At 73.7% G+C, this 22,788-nt stretch carries 19 protein-coding genes; 6 read left to right on the forward strand and 13 right to left on the reverse strand.

Annotated elements, in window-relative coordinates; all coding sequences use genetic code 11:
• Positions 1–5: 5 nt before the first annotated feature.
• The 4 genes from ACZ7L7_RS28365 to pdxR form a co-directional block, all read right to left on the reverse strand.
• Positions 6–1,400, reverse strand: a complete 1,395-nt coding sequence (locus tag ACZ7L7_RS28365) for a GNAT family N-acetyltransferase (RefSeq protein WP_453603864.1) — start codon at positions 1,398–1,400, stop codon at positions 6–8.
• Positions 1,401–1,511: 111 nt separating this feature from the next.
• Complete coding sequence (locus ACZ7L7_RS28370) at positions 1,512–4,121, reverse strand: DUF7824 domain-containing protein (protein ID WP_472077590.1); 2,610 nt, start codon at positions 4,119–4,121, stop codon at positions 1,512–1,514.
• Positions 4,118–5,530, reverse strand: a complete 1,413-nt coding sequence (locus ACZ7L7_RS28375; RefSeq protein ID WP_453603860.1) for an SWIM zinc finger family protein — start codon at positions 5,528–5,530, stop codon at positions 4,118–4,120. The genes ACZ7L7_RS28370 and ACZ7L7_RS28375 overlap by 4 nt, the downstream gene beginning before the upstream one ends.
• Positions 5,531–5,745: 215 nt before the next feature.
• Positions 5,746–7,197, reverse strand: coding sequence for a MocR-like pyridoxine biosynthesis transcription factor PdxR (gene pdxR, locus ACZ7L7_RS28380; RefSeq protein WP_471431848.1), 1,452 nt, complete (start codon positions 7,195–7,197; stop codon positions 5,746–5,748).
• A 47-nt stretch (positions 7,198–7,244) separates the two neighbouring features.
• Between pdxR and ACZ7L7_RS28385 the strand changes: the two genes are divergently transcribed.
• Positions 7,245–8,201 (forward strand): DMT family transporter, encoded by a 957-nt coding sequence (locus ACZ7L7_RS28385; protein WP_285515002.1) that lies wholly within the window; start codon positions 7,245–7,247, stop codon positions 8,199–8,201.
• Between the two features lie 76 nt (positions 8,202–8,277).
• Here ACZ7L7_RS28385 and ACZ7L7_RS28390 read toward each other — a convergent pair whose 3' ends face one another.
• Entirely contained in the window at positions 8,278–9,111 is an 834-nt protein-coding gene (locus tag ACZ7L7_RS28390) for an alpha/beta fold hydrolase (protein WP_285515001.1), read from the reverse strand.
• 203 nt (positions 9,112–9,314) lie between these two features.
• On the opposite strand from ACZ7L7_RS28390, the gene ACZ7L7_RS28395 reads away from it, so the two are divergent.
• Both ACZ7L7_RS28395 and ACZ7L7_RS28400 read left to right on the forward strand, forming a co-directional pair.
• Positions 9,315–10,199, forward strand: a complete 885-nt coding sequence (locus ACZ7L7_RS28395) for an RNA polymerase sigma-70 factor (protein WP_285515000.1) — start codon at positions 9,315–9,317, stop codon at positions 10,197–10,199.
• Between the two features lie 234 nt (positions 10,200–10,433).
• On the forward strand, positions 10,434–11,201 hold the full coding sequence (locus ACZ7L7_RS28400) for a GntR family transcriptional regulator (protein ID WP_285514999.1): 768 nt from the start codon (positions 10,434–10,436) through the stop codon (positions 11,199–11,201).
• Positions 11,202–11,297: 96 nt separating this feature from the next.
• On the opposite strand, the gene ACZ7L7_RS28405 is transcribed toward ACZ7L7_RS28400, so the two are convergent.
• The 3 genes from ACZ7L7_RS28405 to ACZ7L7_RS28415 form a co-directional block, all read right to left on the reverse strand.
• On the reverse strand, positions 11,298–12,455 hold the full coding sequence (locus ACZ7L7_RS28405; protein ID WP_453604194.1) for an ROK family transcriptional regulator: 1,158 nt from the start codon (positions 12,453–12,455) through the stop codon (positions 11,298–11,300).
• 100 nt (positions 12,456–12,555) lie between these two features.
• A complete protein-coding gene (locus ACZ7L7_RS28410; RefSeq protein ID WP_285514997.1) occupies positions 12,556–13,218 on the reverse strand; it encodes a response regulator transcription factor in 663 nt (220 codons plus the stop codon).
• A gap of 14 nt (positions 13,219–13,232) precedes the next feature.
• Positions 13,233–14,390, reverse strand: a complete 1,158-nt coding sequence (locus tag ACZ7L7_RS28415; RefSeq protein ID WP_285514996.1) for a sensor histidine kinase — start codon at positions 14,388–14,390, stop codon at positions 13,233–13,235.
• A 108-nt stretch (positions 14,391–14,498) separates the two neighbouring features.
• On the opposite strand from ACZ7L7_RS28415, the gene ACZ7L7_RS28420 reads away from it, so the two are divergent.
• The 3 genes from ACZ7L7_RS28420 to ACZ7L7_RS28430 are packed head-to-tail and all read left to right on the forward strand — an operon-like array spanning position 14,499 to position 16,599.
• The gene (locus tag ACZ7L7_RS28420) at positions 14,499–15,434 is read left to right on the forward strand and encodes an ABC transporter ATP-binding protein (protein ID WP_453604190.1); all 936 of its coding nucleotides are present in this window, start codon (positions 14,499–14,501) and stop codon (positions 15,432–15,434) included.
• A gap of 1 nt (position 15,435) precedes the next feature.
• Entirely contained in the window at positions 15,436–16,155 is a 720-nt protein-coding gene (locus ACZ7L7_RS28425) for an ABC transporter permease (protein ID WP_453604188.1), read from the forward strand.
• A gap of 57 nt (positions 16,156–16,212) precedes the next feature.
• Positions 16,213–16,599: a hypothetical protein gene (locus ACZ7L7_RS28430; protein ID WP_285514993.1), complete on the forward strand. Its 387-nt coding sequence runs from the start codon at positions 16,213–16,215 to the stop codon at positions 16,597–16,599.
• Here ACZ7L7_RS28430 and mug read toward each other — a convergent pair.
• The 5 genes from mug to ACZ7L7_RS28455 form a co-directional block, all read right to left on the reverse strand.
• Positions 16,577–17,116, reverse strand: coding sequence for a G/U mismatch-specific DNA glycosylase (gene mug / locus ACZ7L7_RS28435; protein ID WP_472077600.1), 540 nt, complete (start codon positions 17,114–17,116; stop codon positions 16,577–16,579). The two genes, ACZ7L7_RS28430 and mug, sit on opposite strands and share 23 nt — an antisense overlap.
• Entirely contained in the window at positions 17,113–18,555 is a 1,443-nt protein-coding gene (purB, locus tag ACZ7L7_RS28440; protein WP_453604186.1) for an adenylosuccinate lyase, read from the reverse strand. The genes mug and purB overlap by 4 nt, the downstream gene beginning before the upstream one ends.
• A gap of 734 nt (positions 18,556–19,289) precedes the next feature.
• Positions 19,290–20,066, reverse strand: coding sequence for an SGNH/GDSL hydrolase family protein (locus ACZ7L7_RS28445; RefSeq protein WP_285514991.1), 777 nt, complete (start codon positions 20,064–20,066; stop codon positions 19,290–19,292).
• 147 nt (positions 20,067–20,213) lie between these two features.
• The gene (locus ACZ7L7_RS28450) at positions 20,214–21,227 is read right to left on the reverse strand and encodes a hemolysin family protein (protein ID WP_285514990.1); all 1,014 of its coding nucleotides are present in this window, start codon (positions 21,225–21,227) and stop codon (positions 20,214–20,216) included.
• The gene (locus ACZ7L7_RS28455; RefSeq protein ID WP_285514989.1) at positions 21,224–22,561 is read right to left on the reverse strand and encodes a hemolysin family protein; all 1,338 of its coding nucleotides are present in this window, start codon (positions 22,559–22,561) and stop codon (positions 21,224–21,226) included. The genes ACZ7L7_RS28450 and ACZ7L7_RS28455 overlap by 4 nt, the downstream gene beginning before the upstream one ends.
• Positions 22,562–22,788 lie beyond the last annotated feature (227 nt).

Below are 22,788 nucleotides of genomic sequence, written 5' to 3' on the forward strand. Positions count from 1 at the left end.
CCGGGTCAGCCGCGCTGGGGCAGCCCGATGTGCTGTGTTACCGCTTCCAACTCGGCCCGCGGCGGCGCGGCCAGGCGCGCGGTGATCACCAGCGTGCCCTCCTCGATCTGGTAGTCGAGCGGAAGCCCCAGCCCCCGCATGGCCGCCACCATCCCGGTGTTGGACGCCTGCGTCACCGCGTACACGCTCGCGCAGCCGGCCGACTCGGCCATCCGCACCAGCCTGCGCAGCAGTTCGCCGCCGATGCCCCGGCGCTGCCAGGCGTCCTCGACGATCAGCGCCACCTCGGTCTCGTCACCGTCCCACAGCAGGTGACCGAGGCCGACGATCCGGCCCGACGCCGTCTGCACGGCGAGCGTGCGCCCGTACCGCGGGCTGAGGAGGTGGTTCAGATACCGGTCCGCGTCGCCGACCGGGCCGTGGTACCGCCTGCTCAGCGTCCGTGTCGAGCACCGCTCGTGCATGGCCTTCGCCGCCTCGACATCGCGCGGGTCGGCGCGGCGCACGGTGATGTCGCTGCCCTCGGGCAGGGTCAGTACGTCCTCACCGGCCGGGACGCGTGGGCCCAGCCGGGCGTCCAGCTCGACCAGGGCGCGGGCCCGCGCGAACTCGGTGGGGGTGAACGGCAGGTACGGCCGCTCCACGGTGATCACTCCGCCTTCCGGTGCCCGCAGCCGCATCACGGTGTCCTCCAGTACGCCCTCGACGGGCACGCCCTGCGGCGCCCGTCCGGCGACCGGGGCGCCGGGGAGCTGGCGGATGGTGCAGCGGCCCAGCAACTGCCGCAGCGCGAGGGGCAGTTCCGCGGCGTCCAGGGCGGTGCGGGTGGCGAGGCCCAGTACCCGGGTCGGCGCGTCCACGAGGTCGTGGGTGTCGGCACGCTCGATCCAGGTGCTGGTGCCGCCCGCCAGGGAGACGGCACGGGTGATCTCGGCGGCGGCGAGTTCGCCCGGGGCACGCAGCAGGAACTCGTCGACCGTGCCGTCGCCCAGCGGGTGCGTCTGCAGGCTCAGGATGTCAACCCGCAGCTCCGCCAGAGCCGTGCACAGCGCGGCCAGCGAGCCCGGTGCGTCCTTCACCGTGGTGCGCATCCGCCACAGGGTGCTCTCACCGGAGGCCACCTCCGACGGCCCGGTCCGCTCGGCGGCGGACCGGGCACCGGTATCGTCCGCGGGCGGTGCGTGGCCGTGGCGGCGTGCCCACCACACGTGGAACGCGGCCGTGGCGATCAGTACGGCCGCCGACACCAGTAGCAGCTGAGGTCCGTCGGGGCCGTGCCCGATCAGGTTGGCGACGGCGTCGGCGACCGCGACGGCCGTGAAGAGCGCGGCGAGCTCGATGACGTCCCGCCGCCAGTGGTGGACGGGACGGCCGTTCTTCGCGCGCGTCACATCAGACATGTCTCGACTCATGCGGCCACTGTGAAGGAACGGTGTTGCGTGATCACGAACGGTTTGTGACCACCGGGTAACGGTCATGTTTTGGCTGGTTTTGTCCCTGCGTTGTGTGCGTCACGCGGCCACCTCCGCGGCCAGCGCGCTGCGCAGCCGACGGGCCTGGGACAGGAGCCGCGAGGAGCCCCGCCGGTCCGCCGTGCCGGCCAGATGCGGCAGCTCGCCCCGTGCGCCGGTGCGCTCGGCGCAGTCCGCCGCCACGGCGAGCAGATCCGCGAGCCCGCGCGGCGGGGTGCCCGGCCGTTCGCCGGACTGGTCCGCCAGCAGGGCGGGCAGGGCGTGCCGGAGTATCTCCCACACCGTGGCGTTCGCCCCGGCGGCCGCCGCTGTCCGTAGCGACTCCACCAGCCGTGACGGCTTGACCGCCCCGGTGCCCACCAGTTCCCCGAGATCCGTGCCGAGCCGCCCGGCGTCCAGCAGACCCCGCGCCGCCAGTACGAGCACGGCGTCCACGGCGGCCAGCCGGTCCTCCTCGTGCCGGGCGCCGAGCGCGTAGGCCAGCCCGAGGTGCAGGGCCGGGCCCGCCTCGCCGGCCGACTCCGCGAGCCGGGGGAGGATCTCGGCTATCCCCCGGGCACTGTTGACTGCGGTGTCCGACAGGTCCCGCAGCAGCCTGACCACGACCGGTTCGGGCTGTTCGGGCGACAGGGCCGCCCAGTGCGGACGCAGGTCGCCGTCCCAGTGGTAGCAGTGCCAGCGGTCGGCGTGGACGGTGACCGGCCTTCCCAGCGGGTGGAATTCCGGCGGGAAGTCCCGCTGCAGCGCGTCGAGTTCGGCCGCCTCCAGGAGGATCCGGGGCCCGTTGGCGCGCCGCCGCACCTGGGGCAGGGCCGGGTCGGGCGCGGTGAGCCACTGGGCGAGCCGTCTTCCCTCGGGCGTGCCCAGCGCCGCCGCCCGCTCCGCGGCCGCCCGCGCCGCCGTACGGTCCTGGCGCCGGACTCGGAGCAGGGCCTGCGCGAAGTCGGTGACCATGACCCGGGCGTCGGCCTCCCGGTAGGCGGCGAGCCGGTCCACCAGCTCCTCCGGGTCGATCAGGCCGGTGCTCCAGGTGGGCGTGGACAGCAGGAAGGGCGGCGGGTCGGCGGGGATGCGCCGGGCGATCTCCCAGACGCGGGCGTTGAAGGCCCGGCCGAGCGGACTGTGCACGCAGCCCGCGTTCGACAGCGGATCGGCGGACGCTTCCGGCGCGCCCTTGGTCAGCAGGGCGGCCAGCACGGTCTCGATGTGCCGGTGCTGGTGGAAGTAGTGCACATTGACGCTGCCCGACGCCATCCACGGCAGGCGACCCACCACCGGCTCCAGGGCCTCCCGCAGGGCGTCCGGATCGCTGTGGGCGCCGCGCACCAGGCCGTCCAGCGTGCGCTCGAAGGCCTGCACGTCATCGACTGCCGCCAGCAACGCCCCGACCTCTTCGGCGAGTTCGGCGGGCGACCGCGGCGCGGGGGCGAGGCGTACGGGCGCGGGAACCGGCGGCAAGGTCTCCTCGTACGCCTCCTGCCGGTCCAAAACCGCGCCCAGGGCCTCGGCCACCCGGGTCCGCAGGGTCGGGCTCAACTGCTCGGCAGCGGCGAGGAGTTCGTCCCGGACATCCGGCTCGCCGGTCCTCGGCGCGTGCCGCTCCACCAGCTTCACCGCGCGCTCCTGCAGCTGGGAGTCGGGGTGCCCGAAGGCCTGGGCCAGGGGCGGCAGCAGCGTGTCGGCGCCGGTCGGGTCCTGGGCGAGGACCTTGCCCAGCAGGATGAGCTGGGCCCGAACCAAGGTCTTCTCCGTGCGGAACAGCATCCCCTCCGACAGCTCGGCCAGCCGCAGGTGCGGGAGTTCACCCGACACGGCGAGCCCGGCCAACAGGGACTGGGCGTACGCGGCGACCGGTGAGGCGGCGTCCGCGGCGAGCGCCGTCCAGTCCGCGATCCGCTCCCGCTGCTCCTCCGGCGTCGGTGCCAGCGCCTGGAGCAGCCGCAGGAACGCGCGTACGTCGGCCGGTCGGCCGCCCCGCAGCAGCCGGGACACGCATCCGTCCAGCAGCTTCCCCCGGTCCAGGGTGCCCTCCCCGGCGAGCCGGGTGAGGGTGGTCGGCCAGCTGTTGGGGCCGTCACCGGCCAGCCATCCGAACACCGAGCCGAGATCGTCGATCTCGAACAGCGCGGCCACCAGATCCGGCAGCTGTGGCTCCGGCCGCAGCCGGTCCGCGAGCGAGCCGACGCGCGCCCAACCGGCGCTGATGTGCGTCATCCAGCCGCGCACGTAGGCATCAGTGACCGGCGCCGGACAGGCCGCGAGCCGCACCAGGCCGTTCATCAGCTCGTACGGCACGCGCGCGCTCACCGGGCGCCGGGCGAGCCGGTGGGTGACATCGGCGATCCAGTCGAGGTCCCGGTCGGAGAGGATGTCGATCAGCAGCTCGGTCGGCGCGGGCGACCACATGAAGTCGGTGGCCGCCAGCCAGTTCGCCACGGCCGCGGCGCCGGTCTGGCACGCCGCCCCGGCCAGGTGCAGGGAGGGCAGCGCCCGGCGCCCCCGGTCGCTCCAGCGGTCGGCACGCAGGTCCTTGCGCAGGTCCTTCAACTCGGGCACGAACGCCCGCCGTTCGCCGTCGGTCATCCCGTCGAGCAGGTTCACCACCTCGGTGATCCGCCCCGCCCGTACCGCGTCCATCAGCCCGCTCATCGCACACCCCCGTCGACCCGTGCGGTCCGTCCGTCCCGCTGCGCCGCTTCGCCCCGCCGCACCATGCGTACCGCCAGCGCGTGCTTGCAGGGGCCGCGCCCGCCCCGGTACTTCGCCCACCACTGGCAGGTGCAGCTCAGCACACCGGCCTCCTCCCGCACCCGGTGCACATGGCCGTCCGCGGCCGTCACCGTACCGAGTACGCCGTCCAGGGCGACCGCGCCCGCCGCCACCAGCTCACGCGCGGAGCGCAGTCTGGGGTTGTGGCGCTCCACGCGCGCGGAGTCGTAGGGCAGTTCCCGGTGGAAGTACGCCGCCTCCGCGGTGTCGTAGCCGACCCGGCCCGAGGTTCCGAGGCGGACCAGGGCCGCCCGGACGCGCTCGGCGGTCAGGCCCGAGGACGCCGCCAGGTCGGCGATGTCGATCCGCGGCTCCCAGGCCAGGAGCACCGAGATCAGCTCCGCGTCCTCGGCGGCCTCGTCGGTGGCGAGCGCGTCCAGGACGCCGCCCTCGCCCGAGAAGCCGCGCGAGGCGTCCGGCGACAGGGTGAGGGTGAGCCGCATGCCCGGCAGGACCAGCTCCCAGGCGCTCGCGGTCGGTGCCGAACCCGCGCCGACCACGGGGCCGTAGATCCGCAGCGCCGTCGCGTGCCGCAGCGCCCGCTGGAGCGCGGACAGGCGCTCCGGGCCCGGCAGGCAGACCGCGCCCGGTACCGCCCGGCTCGTGGCGCGCAGCCCGCGCCCCGCCGCGACCAGCCAGCGCGGGCCGCCCGCGGCGCCGCGCACCCCGGCCTTCGGCAGCGCGCGCAGGAACCGCACGGCCTCGGCCGCGGGAAGTTCGGCGCGCAGGTCGAAGCCCGCCGCGATCACCTGGGACTCCGCGAAGCCGCGCAGCCAGCGGTCCGGGAGCGGCACCTTCTTCTCCACCACCGGCCCGTCCAGTGTGGTCACCGTCAGCTCCTCCGGGCCGACGCGCAGGTGCAGCGGATCGTCCGTGCCGAGCCGCGAAAGGGCCTCCCGCAGCGGGTTGTTGACGTCCACGTTCGTCGTGCCGTGGCCCACTTCGGCGCCGTCGAGGCCCGCCGTGAGCACATCCAGGCGGGCGTACACACCGCCGCAGCCGGAGAAGGACTCGAAGCGCAGCCGGTCGCCGTTTCCGGTCACCACCGGGTCCAGGGAGGCGCGCAGTTGGCGCTGGTAGTAGCGCGCCGCCGCCACGTCCGCCACCGCGAGAAGGCCCGCCGAGGCGGCCTGAGGACTCGTCAGGAACCCGGCGAAGAACCGGGGATGGTCGGCGGCCCCGGTCGGCGTCGCGCCCCGTGAGGTCTCCAGACCCAGGCGCCGGCCGTCCGCGGTTGATTCCAGCACGGAGGGTCGGCGATAGGCCACTGCCTGCAGTGATCGCGTCATGGGAAAACCGTAGACGCCACCACTGACAATCGGCCTGACCTGCCAAAACGGCCTCGCCGACGCGGAGTTGCGGGCCAACCGGACGTCCGCGCCGGTCGGGCCGGCAGGTGGCGCGGGTGTGCCGCGCGCCGGGGGATGACGCCGGTGCGCGGCACACCCGCAGGCTACGCCGGATATGGGCCGACCAGGCTCGCGTCGGCATTCGATCCCGTGCGTCAGGCTGCCGCGGCCATGAGCCGCACGCCCTCCCGGATGCGCACCGGGGACAGGTGCGCGTAGCCGAGCACCAGCCGTACGTCGTCGTGGTCGCCCGGCGCGTGCGCGCACTCCGACAGCAGCCGCACCGCGACCCCGGCGGCGGTCACGCGTGCCTGGAAGTCCGCTTCGGGGCCGTAGCGCTTCGGGAGCACGGCGATGACGTGCAGCCCGGCCGCGATGCCCGACACACGGGCGCCCGGGAAGTGCTCCTCCAGTGCGGCGACCAGGGCGTCCCGGCGCTCCCGGTAGGCGCGCTGGCAGCGGCGCAACTGGCGGTCGTAGTCGCCGCGTTCCACGAACCGGGCGAACAGCGCCTGGTCGAGGGTGGGGTGGCCGAGATCCATCGTCCGCTTGCGCTCGACGACCTCGTCCGCGAGCGCCTGGGGGACCAGCAGCCAGCCGAGCCGCAGACCGGGGGCGAGCGACTTGCTGACCGAGCCGGTGTACGCCACCCGCTCCGGGTCGAGGCCCTGGAGGGCGCCCACCGGGGCCCGGTCGTAGCGGAAGTCGCCGTCGTAGTCGTCCTCCAGGACGTACCCGTCCACCGAGCGCGCCCAGTCCAGGAGTTCGGCGCGACGCCGCGCGGAGTAGGCGATTCCGGTCGGGTACTGGTGCGCGGGTGTCGTGACGATCGACCGGACGTCCGAGGCGCGCAGCGGGTCGAGCGCGAGGCCCTCGGCGTCCAGCGGCAGGGGCACCGTGGTGACGCCCGCGGCGGCGTACAGCGCGTTGTGCTGGGGGCTGCCGGGGTCCTCGACGCCGACCGTGCGCAGCCCGCGCGCGTGCAGCGCGAAACCGAGCAGCGTCGTCGCCTGCGCCACCCCGGACACGACGACGAGCCGCTCCGGGTCCGCGACCACGCCCCGGCGGCGGGCGACGAGTCCGGCCAGCGCCGTGCGCAGCCGGGGCAGCCCGCGCGGGTCGGGGTAGCCGAGGTCCGCGTGCGGCAGTTCGGCCAGTACGCCGCGCTGCGCCGTGGCCCACGCGGCGCGCGGGAACAGCGACAGGTCCGGTGTGCCGGGCACGAAGTCGGCCCGCGTTCCGGGGGAGCGGGGCGCGAGGTCACGCGCGCGTGGCGACGCCGACCGTACGGCACCGCCCACCCAGGTACCGGCGCCCCGGCCGCTGCGCAGATAGCCCTCCGCCGTGAGCTGCTCGTACGCCTCGGTGATCAGCCCCCGCGACACACCCAGGTCGGCGGCGAGATCGCGGCTCGACGGCAACCGGGTCCCGGAGGCCAGCCGCCCCGACCGCACCGCCTCGCGCAGCGCCGCCTGCAACGCCCGCCCACGCGCGCGTGCCGGTGCCGCGGCGGCGGGCAGCAGCAGTTCCCAAGCGGCCGAACCGGCCCCCGGATCGCCGACCCCTGGCTCCTCGGCTCCCGGCGAATTGGTCTCCGAAGCAGTCACAAAAGTGGACCTTAAACCGGACCGCCCCGATTCCTAGCGTCGGTTCCATGAACGCCACCACCACGCGCGGGGCTCTGCTCGCCGCGCTCGCCTGTGTCCTCGTCGGAGGCTCCTTCACTGCCAACAGCGTCCTCGGCGACTACCCGTACGCGGGCGGCCAGTTCCTGCGCTACGGACTGGCCTGCCTGCTGCTCGTGCCCCTGGCTGGCCGGGGCGCGGCCGCACGGCTGCGGACGCTCACCGCCCGTCAGTGGGTCCGCCTGGCTCTGCTCGCCGCGGTCGGCATGGTGGGCTTCAACCTCGCGGTCATCGCCGCGGAGCGCTCCGCGGAACCGGCGGTTCCAGGGGTGCTGGTGGGGTGTGCGCCGGTGGTGGTGGCGGTCATGGTGCCGATGCTGGACGGGCGCCGCCCGCAACGGGTCGTGCTCTACGGTGCCTCACTCGTCGCTCTGGGCGCGCTCACCGTCCAGGGCTGGGGTCGTACGGACGCGGCGGGCATCGCCTTCTCCGTGTGCGCCCTGGCCGGTGAGGTGGGCTTCGCCGTGCTGGCCGTGCCGGTGGTACGCCCCCTGGGGCCGCGGCTGCTCTCCGCCACGGTGTGCGGCCTGGCGGCGGCCGAATCCGCACTCGTGGCCCTGGTCGTCGACGGCACGGCGTGGCTGCGCCGCCCGGACGGGACGGAGACCGCGGCTCTCCTGTGGCAGGCCGTGATCGTCACCGTGATCGGCTTCGTGTGCTGGTACATGGCCATGCAGCGCATCGGCGCCGAGCGCGCCACGCTGTTCTCCGGCCTGATCCCGGTGGCGGCCGCGTGTACTGCCCCTCTGGTGGGCACGGGGTCGTACGGGGCTGCCCAGGCGGTGGGAAGCGCGCTGGTGGGGGCGGGCGTGGTCCTCGGCTCCGGGGCCCTGTCGCGACGCCGGCCGGCACCGGACGCGAAGGTCCGGGAGAAGGCCGAGGTACGCATGGCGGCGGGGCGCGGCGGCCATCGTCCCGGAAACTGAGCCCGGGCCCTGGAGGTCCGGGGCTCAGCGTCCGCCGGAATCGCGCCCGCGGACTCGGAACCCCCGCCCCCGCTCCTCACCGGCTGCCGTCGAGAATCACCCGCGCCACCAGCGCCGGGTCGTCGTTCATCGGGACGTGGCCGCAGCCGGGGAGCCGGACGAGGCGGGCGCGGGGGATGATCTGCTTGGCCCGGATGCCCTGGCGACGCAGGAGGACCCGGTCCCTGGTGCCCCAGGCCACGGTGACCGGGATGCCGGGGACGTCGTCGGTGAACTGGACCGCGTCGCCGGCCCGGAGGGTCTCGGTGAAGGCGGGCGCGTGTGCGAGGGCCCGGGTCTCGGCGATCACCGCCTCGGGTGAACGACGGCCGGGGCGGGCGTAGATGGTGCTCGTCAGGGCCGTGCGACCGGCCGTGCTCCGGGCGAGGCGGTGCACCATGGGCTCGGGCATCCGCTCCGCGATGCGCCGCATCGTCAGCAGCAGCGTGAAGGCGTAGCGGCGTTCGTTCTGCGACCAGAATCCGGCGGGGGAGAGGGCGGTGACGGACCGTACGAGCTTCTCCCGGCCCAGTTCCAGGGCGAGCAGCCCGCCCAGTGAGTTGCCCGCGACATGCGGCCGGTCCACGTCCAGCGCCTCGCACAGGGCGCCCAGCGTGGCGGTCACCGTGGGCAGGTTGTGCGGCAGCCCCTCCGGCAGGGCCGGGGACGCGCCGAAACCGGGCAGGTCGACGGCTATGACGTCGCGCTCGGTCGCCAGGATGTCCAGCACCGGGTCCCACGCCTGCCGGTGGTGGCCGATCCCGTGCAGCAGGAGCAGCGGCTCACCGCGGCCCACGCGCGCGTACGAGACGGTCACGGGTCGTGGGCCCTGTGCGGAGGGGACCTCGAAGGAGACGGTGGCGGCGGACATGGGTGCTCCTCGGCGGTGATGGTCGACGATGCCGTAGACAGCTTGTCAGCAATTGCTACTGTCGGGTAGACCCGACCCGGACCCACCCTTGACCCACCCCCGACCCGCCGGGGACCGGCCAACTCGGCGCGATCCATGCGCTGTTCTTTGCTTCTGCGACCGCTCGCCTGGACACCGTCGGACCCGTCGGCTGGGATGGTGCCGTGAGCACCGACACCGTGACCGACGTCTTCGAAGAGCACCGCCCCGTCCTCCTGGAAGTCGCGTACCGCATGCTCGGGCGCGTGACCGACGCGGAGGACGTCGTGCAGGAGGCCTGGCTGCGCTGGACGAGCGCCGACCGCGCCGACGTACGGGACCCCCGCGGCTTCCTGGTGCGCGTCACGACCCGCCTCGCCATCGACCGGTTGCGCCAGGTCAAGGCCCGTAACGAGGCCTATGTCGGCCCCTGGCTCCCGGAGCCGTACGTCACCGATTTCGGCGATACGGTTCCGGACACCGCCGAGCGGGCCGTGCTCGCGGACACCGTCTCCCTCGCCGTCCTCGTCGTCCTGGAGTCACTGTCACCGCTGGAGCGCGCGGTGTTCGTGCTGAGGGAGGCTTTCGGCTATCCCTTCGCCGACATCGCCGCGATGCTCGACCGGGGCGAACCGGCGGTACGCCAGCTGGCCGGGCGTGCCAGACGGCATGTCGACGACCGGCGGCCCCGCTACGACGTCGACCCCGCCGAGCGTCGTGACCTCACCGAACGCTTCCTCGCCGCCGCCTCCGAGGGCGACATGGACGGCCTGATGTCGCTGCTCGCCCCCGACGCCCGGCTGGTCGGCGACAGCGGCGGCAAGTCCCGGGCGCCGCTGCGGGTCGTGGAGAGCGCCGAGAAGGTGGGCCGATTCCTGGTCGGCGCCGCGGCGAGGGGGGTACCGGGCCGGTCGTTCCGCTTCCTGGAGGTCAACGGCGGCCCCGCCCTGCTCGCCCTGGAGGGCGGCACACCCGACGCCGTATTCCAGTTGGAACTCCTGGACAGCCGGATCCAGTCGATCTATGTCATCCGCAACCCGGACAAGTTGCGGTGCCTGAACCTGGATTAGAGGCTGCTCGAAGCCCTCGTTCCGCGACGGGGACTTTGCCGGAGCGTCAAGAAAACGGCCCTGTGCGAACGCCCGGTGAACGCTTCACGGCGACCGCGGCGCGGGCCGCGCAAGGGGCCGAGGATTGGTATTGACCAAGGGTGGGGGCCGCCCTATGGTCGCAGAGAAGTGCAACAACCTTTAATAAACAAGGCGCTGAAACGCCGCCGGAACACGGTGATTGCGGAGGACAGGGTGGGGACCACGCAACTGGAATCGGTGCCGGAACCAAAGTACTGGCATCTCAAGACCGTGCTCAGTGAGGCGCTGGATTCGGAATTCTCCGTGGGGGAGATCCTGCCCAACGAGCGTGACCTGGCGGCCCGCTTCGGCGTGGCCCGGGCGACGCTCCGCCAGGCCCTGGAACAGCTCGAACTGGAGGGCAGACTCCAACGCCGCCGAGGTGTCGGGACGACGGTGGCGCCGCCGCGCGTGGGGGTCGCGGTGGGCACCACCGAACAGCACGTGTGGCCGGGGGCCGCGGGGGACGACTGGCAGCCCGCCGACAGCACGCTGGAGGTGCCGCCCGCGAGTGTCGCGGCCGCCCTGGAGACCGGCGCCGAGGAAGCCGTGCACGTGGTGCGCCGCTCCCGTGTGACGCACGGTCAGCCCGTAGCCGCCGAGCTGCTGTACATCCCCGTCTCCTCGGTACCGGACCTCAGCGCCATCGACGCCCCCGCCGGGGCGGCACGCGCGCGTGCGGTGCTGCGCGAGCTGCAGCGGCTGGAACTTGAGGGCCAGGAACGGGCCGTGGAGCTCGGCTCGGCCCGCGCGGACGACGCCAAGCAACTGGACCGGCTGCCCGGGGCACCCGTCCTCGTCGTCACCACCCGCTATTTCGCCGACGGCGGCCGCACCGCCGCGGTCTCGGTGGCCACGTACCGTGCCGACACCTGCCGTCTGACCTTTGGCGACACGGGTGGCGTGGAGATCCACGAGGGCCCGGAACGCCGGGCGTCCTGAGCGGCACGGCCACGCGCCGGGCGCGTCCAGCGCCGTAGCGCTCCACGCCCGGCGTCATCCGACCGCCGCGCCCCGGAAACGGGGCGCGCGCCGTCGTCAGCGGCGCGCCGTCACCGTCTGTTCCACCGCGAACAGCTGCTCCTCCACATGGTCCAGCGCCAGCCGCAGCGCCCCCGTCGCGACGGCCGCCTCGCCCAGGAGGGACAGCGTGACCTTCGGGGGGCGCAGGCAGTAGCGGGCCAGCTCACGCTCCAGCGGCTCCAGTACGCCGTCCAGGCCGGCCGCCCAGCCGCCCACGACGACCAGCTCGGGGTCGAGAGCGAGGACCAGGGCCGCCACGTCGTGGACGAGGCGCTGGATGAACCGGTCGACGGCCGCGCGGGCGCCCTCGTCGCCCTCGCGGGCCTTGGCGAACACCGCGGCGACGGCCTGCTCGTCGAGCGGGTGCAGGGGCTCGCTCGTGGTCGACAGCAGGGTCTCCGGAGTCACCTCACGGCCCAGCAGGTGCAGCGCGCCGATCTCGCCCGCCGCCCCGCCGAACCCGCGGTGCAGCCGCCCGCCGATCAGCGAACCCGCGCCGGGGCTCAGCCCGGCCAGGACGAACACGATGTCGTCGGACTCCGTCGCGGCGCCCTTCCAGTGCTCGGCGACCGCCGCCGCGTTGGCGTCGTTCTCGACCAGCACCGGGCACTTGAAGGACCGGCTCAGCCGCTCCCCGAGGCGCAGCCCCGACCACTGGGGCAGCGCCGTGCTCAGCCGCACCGTGCCGTCCGCCTCCACGATCCCCGGCGTCGCCGCGCCCACCGCCCGCAGTGAACCGCGGGCCACACCGGCCCGGCGCAGCAGCTCGGCCACACCGGTGCGCAGCTTCTCCAGCCGCTCGTCGGCGGTGGCGGTCTCCTCCACGTCCTTGGCGACCGAGCCGAGCACCCGCCCGTCCAGGTCCGACAGCAGCGCCGCGACCCGGTGCGGCCCGATGTCCAGGCCCAGCAGATGACCGGCCTCGGCCCGGAACCTGAACCGCCGGGCCGGTCGCCCCTGGCGGCGCGCCGCGCCCTCGTCGGCGGCCTTCTCGACGACCAGCCCGGCTCCGATGAGGTCCTCGACGACGCCCTCGACGGTCGGCCGGGACAGTCCGGTGACCCGGGTGATCTCGGTCAGTGTCGCGTTGTCCGTGGCCCGCAGCGCATGCAGCACCACAGCGGAATTGATCCTTCGCAGCAGCGAGGGATCCCCGCCGGTCAGCCGCCCCACCGTCCGTCCTCCCAGCTCGTGCGCGTGTTGGGCGGATCGTACTCGGCCCGGCGGACCCCGGCGAGCACCGGTCGGTCACATGCGTGGGGCGACCCGGCGATCACCCCGGTGCCACGAACCCCGACTCGTACGCGGCGATCACGGCCTGCGTACGGTCACGGGCGCCCAACTTCGCCAGTACGGCGCTCACATGCGACTTCACCGTCTCCGTGCCCACCACCAGCCGGGCCGCGATCTCGGCGTTGGACAGCCCGCGCGTCATCAGGCGCAGCACCTCCGCCTCGCGCTCGGTGAGCTGCGCGCGTTCCATCGCCGCGCGGGCCGCCGGATTCCCGCCGCTCTCCCCGTGCTCGGCGGCGAGCTGCCGTACCGACGCCGGGAACAGCAGCGACTCGCCCTCGGCGACCAGCCGGACGGCGTGCACGATCTCCGCGGGCCGGGCGCGCTTGAGCAGGAAGCCGTCGGCGCCGGCGCGCAGCGCCTCGTACACGTACTCGTCGTTCTCGAAGGTCGTCACGACGAGGATCTTCGGCGGGTCGTCGACCGTCCGCAGCACCGCGCGCGTGGCCTCGATCCCGTCCAGCAGCGGCATGCGTACGTCCATGGCGACGACGTCCGGGCGCAGGCTCCGTACCAGCGGGATCACCGCCGCCCCGTCGGCCGCCTCGCCGACGACCTCGATGTCCGGCTGCGCGTCCAACACGGCCCGCAGGCCCGCGCGTACGAGCGGTTCGTCGTCGACGAGGAGAACGGTGACCGGCATCCGGCCAGCGTAGATCAGCGCATCGGCAGCTCCGCGCGCACCTGCCAGTCACCGTCGGCGGGACCGGTGAGCGCCCGGCCGCCGAGCAGCGCCGCGCGCTCGCGTATCCCGCGCAGCCCGCTGCCGCGGCCGGGCGCCGCGCCGGGGTCGGCGGGGAGCGGGTTGCGTACCTCCAGCACCAGGGAGGGGCCGGTGACGTCCAGACGCACGGCGGCCGGGACCGGGCCCGCGTGCCGCAGCACATTGGTCAGCGCCTCCTGGAGGATGCGGTACCCCTCCCGCGAGACCGGCCCGGGAACGATGTCCAAGGGCCCGGAGAACTCCACCTCGACCTTCGCCCCGGCGGCCCGCGCGGACTCCAGCAGCCGGTCGGCGTCCACCAGCGTGGGCCTGCCGTTCACCGGCCGGTCCGCCTCCCGCAGGACGGCGAGCACCCGCTCCAGATCCTCCAGCGCGGCCCGCCCGGTCTCCTCGATGGCCTCCAGCGCCCGGTCGGTGAAGTCCGGATCACCCGCCGCGCGCGCGGCACCGGCCTGCACGACGGCGACCGTCAGCGCGTGCCCGATGGAGTCGTGCAGCTCGCGCGCGATCCGGTTGCGCTCCAGGAGCTGCTCGGTGCGCTCCTCCAGGGCTGCCAGGCGCTCGGCGGCGGACGGGCCGAGCAGGCGGCGGGCGGCGGCGGTGACCAGCTCACCCAGGCCGACCAGGGCGCCGTACAGCACGACGAGCGGAAACGGCGTCAGCAGGGCGTAGGACCAGTGCGGTCGCAGGTCCTCCAGGAACGGGGTGTCGCCGGGGCTGCCGCCGAGCGCGAGCTGCCCCAGCTCGAAGGAGAGGATGAGCAGCCAGACCGTGGCGCCCATGGTCACCGCGCCGAGCGCCATCCGCGTCTCCAGCCACAGCACGGTGCGCAGCCGGTCCCGCCAGGTGCCGGCGCGGTTCACCGAGACGACCGACTCCTCGTCGGCGGGCATCAGCATCAGCCGGGCCTGCACGCCCTCGCCCGTGCGCACGGCCGGGATCAGACCGACCGGGAGCAGCGCCAGCGCCGGCACCCACGGCGTGGACGGGTCGATGAACATCCACACGCTGACCATCAGCATGGGCACCCACAGATGCAGCACGCGGGTGTACGTCGTGCCCCGCAGCAGGGGGCTCAGGAGGCGGCCCATTGCGTCATCGTGCCAGCCGCCACCGACAGCCGACCTCCCCCGCGCGGGGGAGACGATCTCCACGCGCGGGGGAGGTGCGAGCACCGCGCCCGCCGCGACGCTGAGGCCATGACCAGCATCGAAGTCCAAGCCCTCACCAAGGAGTACGGCACCCGCCGGGCCGTGGACCGGCTCACCTTCTCCGTGCTCCCCGGCCGCGTCACCGGCTTCCTCGGCCCCAACGGCGCCGGGAAGTCCACCACCATGCGGCTCGTCCTCGGCCTGGACCGGCCGACCTCCGGCACCGCCACCGTCGGCGGCCGCCCCTACGCCGAACTCCGCGACCCGCTGCGCCGCGTGGGCGCCCTGCTCGACGCCCAGGCCGCCCACGGCTCCCGCACCGGCCGCGACCACCTGCGCGTCCTCGCCGTCACCCACCGCATCCCGGACGACCGCGTGGCGGACGTGCTGGCGGAGACCGGGCTCACCTCGGTCGCCCGGCGCCGGGTGAGGACGTACTCCCTGGGCATGCGCCAGCGGCTCGGCATCGCCGCCGCGCTGCTCGGCGACCCCGAGGTGATCATGCTTGACGAGCCCTCCAACGGCCTGGACCCCGAAGGCATCGTCTGGATCCGCCAGTTGCTCCGCCGGCTCGCCGGGGAAGGGCGCACGGTGCTGGTCTCCAGCCACCTCATGAACGAGACCGCCTCCTTCGCCGACCACCTCGTGGTCCTCGGCCGGGGCCGGCTCCTCGCCGACACCCCGATGCGGGAGTTCATCCACGCGCGCGTGCAGCCCCGCGTCCGCGTCCGCACCGGCGACTCCCACGACCTCGGCGCCCTGCTCGCCGAGCACGGCCACACCGCCGTACGGGAACCCGAGGGCCACTGGAGCGTGCCCCACGCACGCGTGGAGGACATCGGACGGCTGCTGTCCGCCGCGGGCGTTACCGTCCTCGAACTGGCCGCCGAGGAGGCCACCTTGGAGCAGGCCTACCTCGATCTGACCGCCGACGAGACCGAGTTCACCGCCCACCCGACCACGCCGCAGCCGCAGGAGGCCTGACATGGCGTTCGCCCCCGCCCTCCACGCCGAGTGGCTGAAGATCCGCACCCTGCGCTCCCTGTACGGGACACTGCTCGCCCTCTTCGCCGCCACCACCGCCTTCTCCGCCCTCTCCGGTGCCGAGACCCCCGAGGCGGACACGGACCCGCTGTTCACGGCCCTCTCCGGCGTACTGCCCGGCCAGATCGCGGCGATCACCTTCGGCGCGCTGGCCGTGTCGGCCGAGTACCACGGGGGCGCCCTGCGGCTGTCCCTGTCCGCGGTGCCGCGACGCGGACAGTGGTTCGCCGCCAAGGTGACGGCGATCGCCGTACCGGCCCTGCTCATCGCCCTGGTGACGGCCCTGACCGCCTTCGCCGTGGGCCGTGCCGGACTGGGCGACGCGGCGAGCGGTCTGACCGCCTCCGAACAGTTCCGCGGTGTCCTGGGCGCCGCGCTCTACCTCACGCTGATGACCCTGTTCGCGGCCGGACTCACCGCGCTGCTGCGCAGTGGCGTGGCCACGCTCTCCCTGCTGATCCCGTTCGTGCTGGTGGTCTCGTTCGTCATCGGCGACGCGCGCGGCGTCACCGATTTCCTGCCCGACAAGGCAGGTCAGGTGGCCCTCTACGAGACGTACGACGGAACGCTCGGCCCCTGGACCGGACTCGGGGTGTGCGCGCTGTGGACCGCGGCGGCGCTGGCGGCCGGGGCGTGGAGCGTACGGCGGCGGGACGCCTGAACCGGGGTCCGGCTGACACCCCGCCAATTGTCAGTGGTGACCGGTTTACTGGATCACATGGACATCGCGAAGGACCTCGCCCTGATCGACGGGCTCCGCACCCGGGCCGTCCCGGCGGAGCCCGGCGCGGACCCCTACCACCGGGCCGTCTTAGGGCTGCGCGCCTGGGAGAGCGCGCAGGACTGCTACGCCTACGAGGACGCGGTGGCCGAGCGGCTGACCGAGCGCTGGGGAGAGCCCTCGCGGTGGGGCACCACCACGCTCGTGGAGCGCGCCGCGCGCGGCGAGCACATACCCGAGCCGTGGGCGATGCTCAGCACCTGGGCCACGGACCTGCGCACCTGGGAGGCGGACGACCGATGGATCACCCTGACGGCCATCGACGGGGACTCGGAGGAACTGCCGCAGGTGTACGTGGTCGTCACCCGGGAGGCCCCGCCGTGACCCGCAGCCGCGCGTACTCCTCCGCCGTCCAATGCGCGTTCAGCCCGCTGGGATTGGGCAGCACCCACACCCGGGTGTCCCCGATCGTCCGCCCCTGCGGCCCCACCCGGGCCTTGCGGTCCCCGAAGGCCGCCCGGTAGGCGGTCACGCCCACCACCGCCAGCCACCTGGGCCGCAGCCTGCCGACCTTCGCGACCAGCAGCCGCCCGCCCTCGCGGTACTCCTCGGCGCTCAGCTCGTCGGCCCGCGCCGTCGCCCGCGCCACCACATTCGTGATGCCGAGCCCGTACGACAGCAACTCGGCCTGCTCCGAAGGCTTCAGCTGCCTCGGGGTGAAACCGGACAGATGCAGCACTGGCCAGAACCGGTTCCCGGGGCGGGCGAAGTGGTGGCCCGTCGCCGCCGTCATCAGACCGGGGTTGATTCCGCAGAACAGTACGCGGAGGCCGTCCGCGACGACGTCCGGTACGAGACGGTCGCGGGCGGCCTCCAACTCCTCGGCGGTGAAACGCGTCAGAGGATCGCTCCCGGCGTGTAGCCCGCGGCCTCCGGGCGCTGCTTCACGATCTCCTCGATCCGGCCGACAACGGTGGCCACCTGGTCGGCGGCGGCGCCCGTGAAGGACAGCTTGTCGGCCATCAGCGCGTCGAGCTGCGCGCGGTCCAACGGCAGCCGCTCGTCCGCCGCCAGCTTGTCCAGCAGCTCGTTGCGCTCGGCGCCCTGCTCGCGCATGGCGAGGGCGCAGGCGACCGCGTTCTCCTTGATCGCCTCGTGGGCGACCTCGCGGCCGACGCCCGCGCGCACCGCGCCCATCAGCACCTTGGTGGTGGCCAGGAAGGGCAGGTAGCGGTCCAGCTCACGGGCCACGACCGCCGGGAACGCGCCGAACTCGTCGAGCACGGTCAGGAAGGTCTCCAGCAGGCCGTCCAGCGCGAAGAAGGCGTCCGGCAGGGCCACCCGGCGGACCACCGAGCAGGACACGTCGCCCTCGTTCCACTGGTCGCCCGCCAGCTCGCCGGTCATCGACGCGTAGCCGCGCAGGATGACCATCAGGCCGTTGACGCGCTCGCAGGAGCGGGTGTTCATCTTGTGCGGCATCGCCGAGGAGCCGACCTGGCCGGGCTTGAAGCCCTCGGTGACCAGCTCGTGCCCGGCCATCAGCCGGATCGTCTTGGCCAGTGAGGAGGGCGCGGCGGCCAGCTGCACCAGCGCCGTGACGACCTCGTAGTCCAGGGAGCGCGGGTAGACCTGGCCGACCGAGGTGAACGCCTGGGAGAAGCCCAGGTGCCCGGCGATCCGCTGCTCCAGCTCGGCCAGCTTGCCGGCGTCGCCGCCGAGCAGGTCCAGCATGTCCTGCGCGGTGCCGACGGGGCCCTTGATGCCGCGCAGCGGGTAGCGGCCGAGCAGCTCCTCGACGCGGCCGTAGGCGACGAGCAGTTCGTCGGCGGCCGTCGCGAACCGCTTGCCGAGGGTGGTGGCCTGCGCGGCCACGTTGTGGGAGCGGCCGGCCATGACCAGCTCGCCGTACTCACCGGCGAGCTTGCCGAGCCGCGCCAGCACGGCCACCGTGCGGTCGCGCATCAGCTCCAGCGAGAGCCGGATCTGCAGCTGTTCGACGTTCTCGGTGAGGTCGCGGGAGGTCATGCCCTTGTGCACGTGCTCGTGCCCGGCGAGGTCGTTGAACTCCTCGATCCGCGCCTTCACGTCGTGCCGGGTGACCTTCTCGCGCTCGGCGATGGAGGCCAGGTCGACGGTGTCCAGGACACGCTCGTAGTCGGCGAGCGCCTGGTCCGGCACCTCGATCCCGAGGTCCTTCTGGGCCCGCAGCACGGCGAGCCAGAGCTGACGCTCCAGCTTCACCTTCTGCTCGGGCGACCAGAGCGTGGCGAGCTCGGTGGAGGCGTAGCGTCCGGCGAGGACGTTCGGGATGCGGGGCTTGGCGGGCGCAGAAGTCACGTGACCGGATTCTACTGGCGGTTCGTGCAGGCCGGCGCCACGACCCCGTTCGGCGGATGCTACGAGACCCGGGTCACGGCGGCCCGTACGGCAACGGACGTCGCCGCGCGCGGTCCCGTACCCCCGACGCGTGCCCAGGCGTCTGCCGACGGCGTGCGCAGGCGCGGGCCGGAACCGCGCCCTCGCCCGGCCGATGCAGCAGGCCGGGGCGCCTCGCCGGGGGAGCGGCGGGCGGGACGGCGGGGAACCCGGCCGGGGGGAGGCGGCGTGGGCCCTTGTGGGTCTCCCGGCGCGTGTCCGGGCGGGCGCCGACAGCCGGATTCGCCGGTGCCTGTGTCCTCCGGCCCCTGGGCGTTGTACGGAAGCAGCTCGGGGCGCCTTCGGCGGCTGGCCGTCGCCGGGCGCCGGGCGTGGGTCTTACGGAGCGCGCCGCGTGTGCCGACAGCCGGGTCGGGTGGTGCCGTGGCCCCCGGCTGCCTGCACCTCGTACGGCAGCACCTCGGGGTGCTTCGGCGGGTGGCCGATGCCGGGGGCGCGGCAGACCCGGCCGAGCGGACGTGGCGTGGGCCCTTGCGGGTCTTCCGGGGCGTGCCGCGTGTGCCCGGGTCCGGCGGTGCCTGTGCCCTCCGGCTCGCTCGGCCTCGTACGGAAGCAGCTCGGGGTGCCGTCGCCGGGCGCGGGGAGTGGGTCTTCTGGGGCAGCCGGGGCCGGGCGGGGTGCCTGTGCCCCCCGGCTCACTGCGCCTCGTACGGAAGCAGCTCCGGCCGTTTCGCCGGGAGGCCGTCGCCGGAGGAGCGGCCGGTGAGGCGGCGGCCGATCCAGGGGAGGAGGTGGCGGCGGGCGAAGCGGACGTCCTCGACCCGGCGGGTGAGCCAGCCCGGGGGCATGGAGGGCGGCATCGGGGTGCGCCACTCCGGGTCCTCCGGTTCGTAGCCCAGGGTCTGCCAGACCGCCTCGGCGACCCGGCGGTGGCCCTCCGCGGTCAGGTGCAGTCGGTCCACGTCCCACATGCGCGGGTCGGAGAGGGACGGGGCGCCGTAGAGGTCCACGACCAGTGCGCCGTGCCGCGAGGCGAGCTCGTCGACGCAGGCGAAGAGCTCCTCCATGCGCGGGCGGAAGCGTTCCAGGACCGGGCCCTGGCGGCCGGGGCTGCGCATCAGGACGAGCTGCTTGCAGGACGGGGCGAGGCGTTCCACGGCCTCCTCCAGCAGCCCGCGCACCCGGCCCATGTCGCACTTGGGCCGCAGGGTGTCGTTGAGGCCGCCGACCAGGGTGATCACGTCGGCCTGCATGGCCGCCGCCACCTCGACCTGCTCCTCGACGATCTGCCCGATGAGCTTCCCGCGCACGGCGAGGTTGGCGTACCTGAAGCCCGGTGTGCGGGCCGCCATCCGCGCGGCGAGCAGATCGGCCCACCCCCGGTAGGAACCGTCGGGGAGCAGGTCGGACATGCCTTCGGTGAAGGAGTCGCCGACGGCGACCAGGCTGGTGTGTGCGGGATTCGTCTCCATGGCGAGGCATATGGTATCCCGAGGCGCATACCGCTCGGTCGGTCCCCTGGGGAGACTCACTTCGGGCGGCTCCCCAGGGAAGCCCCGCTTCGGTCGGCGGCCCCCCGGGAACCCGCTCAGGCGCGGGCCCCCGGAGGGATACCCCGCTCAGGCGCGCTGCCCGAACAGTTCCCGCAGTACGTCCTCCATGGTCACCAGGCCCGACAGCCGCCCGTCGGCGCCGAGTACCGCGGCCAGGTGCGTCCGGCTGCCCCGCATAGCGGTGAGCACGTCGTCCAGCGGCGTGCTCTCCCGTACCCGGGCGATGGGCCGCATGTCCGGCACCCGGAACGGCAGGTCCCGCGGCGAGGCGTCCAGCGCGTCCTTCACATGGAGGTAGCCCACGATCCGGCGGCCCTCGTCGACGACCGGGAAGCGCGAGAACCCGGACTCGGCCGACAGCGCCTCCAGCTCCTCCGGAGTGACGCCCACGCGCGCGTAGACGACCCGCTCCAGGGGGAGCACCACGTCCCGTACCGGCCGACGGCCCAGCTCCAGGGCGTCGTGCAGCCGCTCCCGGGCCCGCTCGTCGATCAGCCCCGCCTCACCGGAGTCCCGCACCAGCCGGGCCAGCTCCGCGTCCGAGAAGGTCGCCGAGACCTCGTCCTTGGTCTCCACGCGCAGCAGCCGCAGCAGGGCGTTGGCGAAGGCGTTGATCGCGAAGATCACCGGGCGCAGCGCCCGCGACAACGTCACCAGCGGCGGCCCCAGCAGCAGGGCGCTGCGCACCGGCTCGGCCAGCGCGATGTTCTTCGGCACCATCTCGCCGAGCAGCATGTGCAGATACGTCGCGAGCGACAGCGCGATCACGAACGAGACGGCGTGGCCCGCGCCTTGCGGCACGCCCACCGCGTGGAACACCGGTTCCAGCAGATGCGCGATGGCGGGCTCGGCGACCACACCCAGGATCAGGGTGCACAGGGTGATGCCGAGCTGGGCCGCCGCCATCAGCGCGGAGACGTGCTCCAGACCCCACAGCACCATCCTGGCGCGCCGGTCGCCCTGCTCGGCGTACGGCTCGATCTGGCTGCGGCGCACCGAGATCAGCGCGAACTCGGCGCCGACGAAGAAGGCGTTGACGACAAGGGTCGCCAGACCGATCAGCAACTGGACCGCGGTCACAGCGTCTCCTCCTTGGCGTCGATCTCGTCGTCCAGCGGCGCGTGCATCAGCACCCGCGCGGCGCGGTGCCCGGAGGCGTCCGTCACGTCCAGCCGCCAGCCGGCCACCCGCACACGGTCGCCCTCCTGGGGGATCCGGCCCAGCTCGGTCGCCACCAGACCGGCGAGCGTCTCGTACGGCCCCTCCGGCGCCCGCAGGCCCACCCGCGCGAGCTGGTCCATACGGGCCGAGCCGTCGGCGGAGTACAGGGCGCGCCCCTCGTCGTCGCTGCCGGCCGGGGCGATGTCGGGCGTCTCGTGCGGGTCGTGCTCGTCGCGGACCTCGCCGACGACCTCCTCGACGATGTCCTCCAGCGTGGCCACGCCTGCCGTGCCGCCGTACTCGTCGATGACGACGGCCATGGTGCGCTTGCCGGAGAGCCGGTCCAGCAGCCGGTCGACGGTGAGCGTCTCGGGCACCAGCAGCGGCTCGCGCATCAGCTCCGAGACGGGGACCCGGGCCCGGCGCTCGGCGGGGACGGCGAGGATGTCCTTGATGTGCGCGGTGCCCACGACCGTGTCGAGGTTGCCGCGGTAGACGGGGAACCGGGACAGCCCGGTCGCGCGCGTGGCGTTGGCCACGTCCTCGCAGGTCGCCGTCGCCTCCAGGGCCATCACCTGCACGCGCGGGGTCATCACGTTCTCCGCGGTCAGGTCGGCGAGGTTGAGGGTCCGTACGAACAGCTCCGCCGTGTCCGCCTCCAGGGCGCCCTCCTTGGCGGAGTGCCGGGCCAGCGCCGCCAGCTCCTGCGGCCCCCGCGCGGAGGCGAGTTCCTCGGCGGGCTCCACGCCGAAGCGGACGACGATGCGGTTGGCGGTGTTGTTCAGGTGCGTGATGAAGGGCCGGAACGCGGCGCTGAACCAGCGCTGCGCGTTGCCGACCCGCTTGGCGACCGCGAGGGGCGAGGAGATCGCCCAGTTCTTCGGCACGAGTTCGCCGACGACCATCAGCACCACCGTGGACAGCGCGGTACCGATCACCAGGGCGACCGAACTGGCCGTGGACGGCGATACGCCCAGCGACTCCAGCGGGCCGGAGAGCAGCGCCGCGATGGACGGCTCCGCGAGCATGCCGACCACCAGGTTGGTGACCGTGATGCCGAGCTGCGCCCCGGAGAGCTGGAAGGTCAGGTTCCGTACGGCCTTCAGGGCGCCGACGGCGCCCCGCTCGCCGCGTTCGGCGGCCGCTTCGAGCTCGCCGCGCTCGACCGTGGTGAGGGAGAACTCGGCCGCGACGAAGGCACCGCAGGCGAGCGACAGAAGGATGGCCACCAGAAGGAGGAGCACTTCGGTCATCGGGTCACCTCCGTCCCATGGTCGGACAGGGTGGCAAGGAGCGCGCGATGTCGCGGACTGGGAGGCTCGCCCATGGGCGGACGCTCACACACCTTTCATTGGAGGATCGGAAGTGGTCCTCCAAGAGTAAAGGACGAGCAAAAGCGGTCAGACGGTGAGGGGATCTCAGTCAGTGATCTCGGTCGGTGACCTCAGCGGTGATCTCGGTCGGTGACCTCAGTCAGTGT

The sequence above is a fragment of the Streptomyces sp. NPDC110618 genome, from assembly GCF_055657065.1.

Bases quoted from the DNA above. Each gene is read 5' to 3' on its own strand.
- ACZ7L7_RS28365 (WP_453603864.1), bottom strand. From the start codon at position 1,400: ATGTCTGATGTGACGCGCGCGAAGAACGGCCGTCCCGTCCACCACTGG.
- ACZ7L7_RS28370 (WP_472077590.1), bottom strand. From the start codon at position 4,121: ATGAGCGGGCTGATGGACGCGGTACGGGCGGGGCGGATCACCGAGGTG.
- ACZ7L7_RS28375 (WP_453603860.1), bottom strand. From the start codon at position 5,530: ATGACGCGATCACTGCAGGCAGTGGCCTATCGCCGACCCTCCGTGCTG.
- ACZ7L7_RS28385 (WP_285515002.1), top strand. From the start codon at position 7,245: ATGAACGCCACCACCACGCGCGGGGCTCTGCTCGCCGCGCTCGCCTGT.
- ACZ7L7_RS28390 (WP_285515001.1), bottom strand. From the start codon at position 9,111: ATGTCCGCCGCCACCGTCTCCTTCGAGGTCCCCTCCGCACAGGGCCCA.
- ACZ7L7_RS28410 (WP_285514997.1), bottom strand. From the start codon at position 13,218: ATGCCGGTCACCGTTCTCCTCGTCGACGACGAACCGCTCGTACGCGCG.
- ACZ7L7_RS28415 (WP_285514996.1), bottom strand. From the start codon at position 14,390: ATGGGCCGCCTCCTGAGCCCCCTGCTGCGGGGCACGACGTACACCCGC.
- ACZ7L7_RS28420 (WP_453604190.1), top strand. From the start codon at position 14,499: ATGACCAGCATCGAAGTCCAAGCCCTCACCAAGGAGTACGGCACCCGC.
- ACZ7L7_RS28425 (WP_453604188.1), top strand. From the start codon at position 15,436: ATGGCGTTCGCCCCCGCCCTCCACGCCGAGTGGCTGAAGATCCGCACC.
- ACZ7L7_RS28430 (WP_285514993.1), top strand. From the start codon at position 16,213: ATGGACATCGCGAAGGACCTCGCCCTGATCGACGGGCTCCGCACCCGG.
- ACZ7L7_RS28445 (WP_285514991.1), bottom strand. From the start codon at position 20,066: ATGGAGACGAATCCCGCACACACCAGCCTGGTCGCCGTCGGCGACTCC.
- ACZ7L7_RS28455 (WP_285514989.1), bottom strand. From the start codon at position 22,561: ATGACCGAAGTGCTCCTCCTTCTGGTGGCCATCCTTCTGTCGCTCGCC.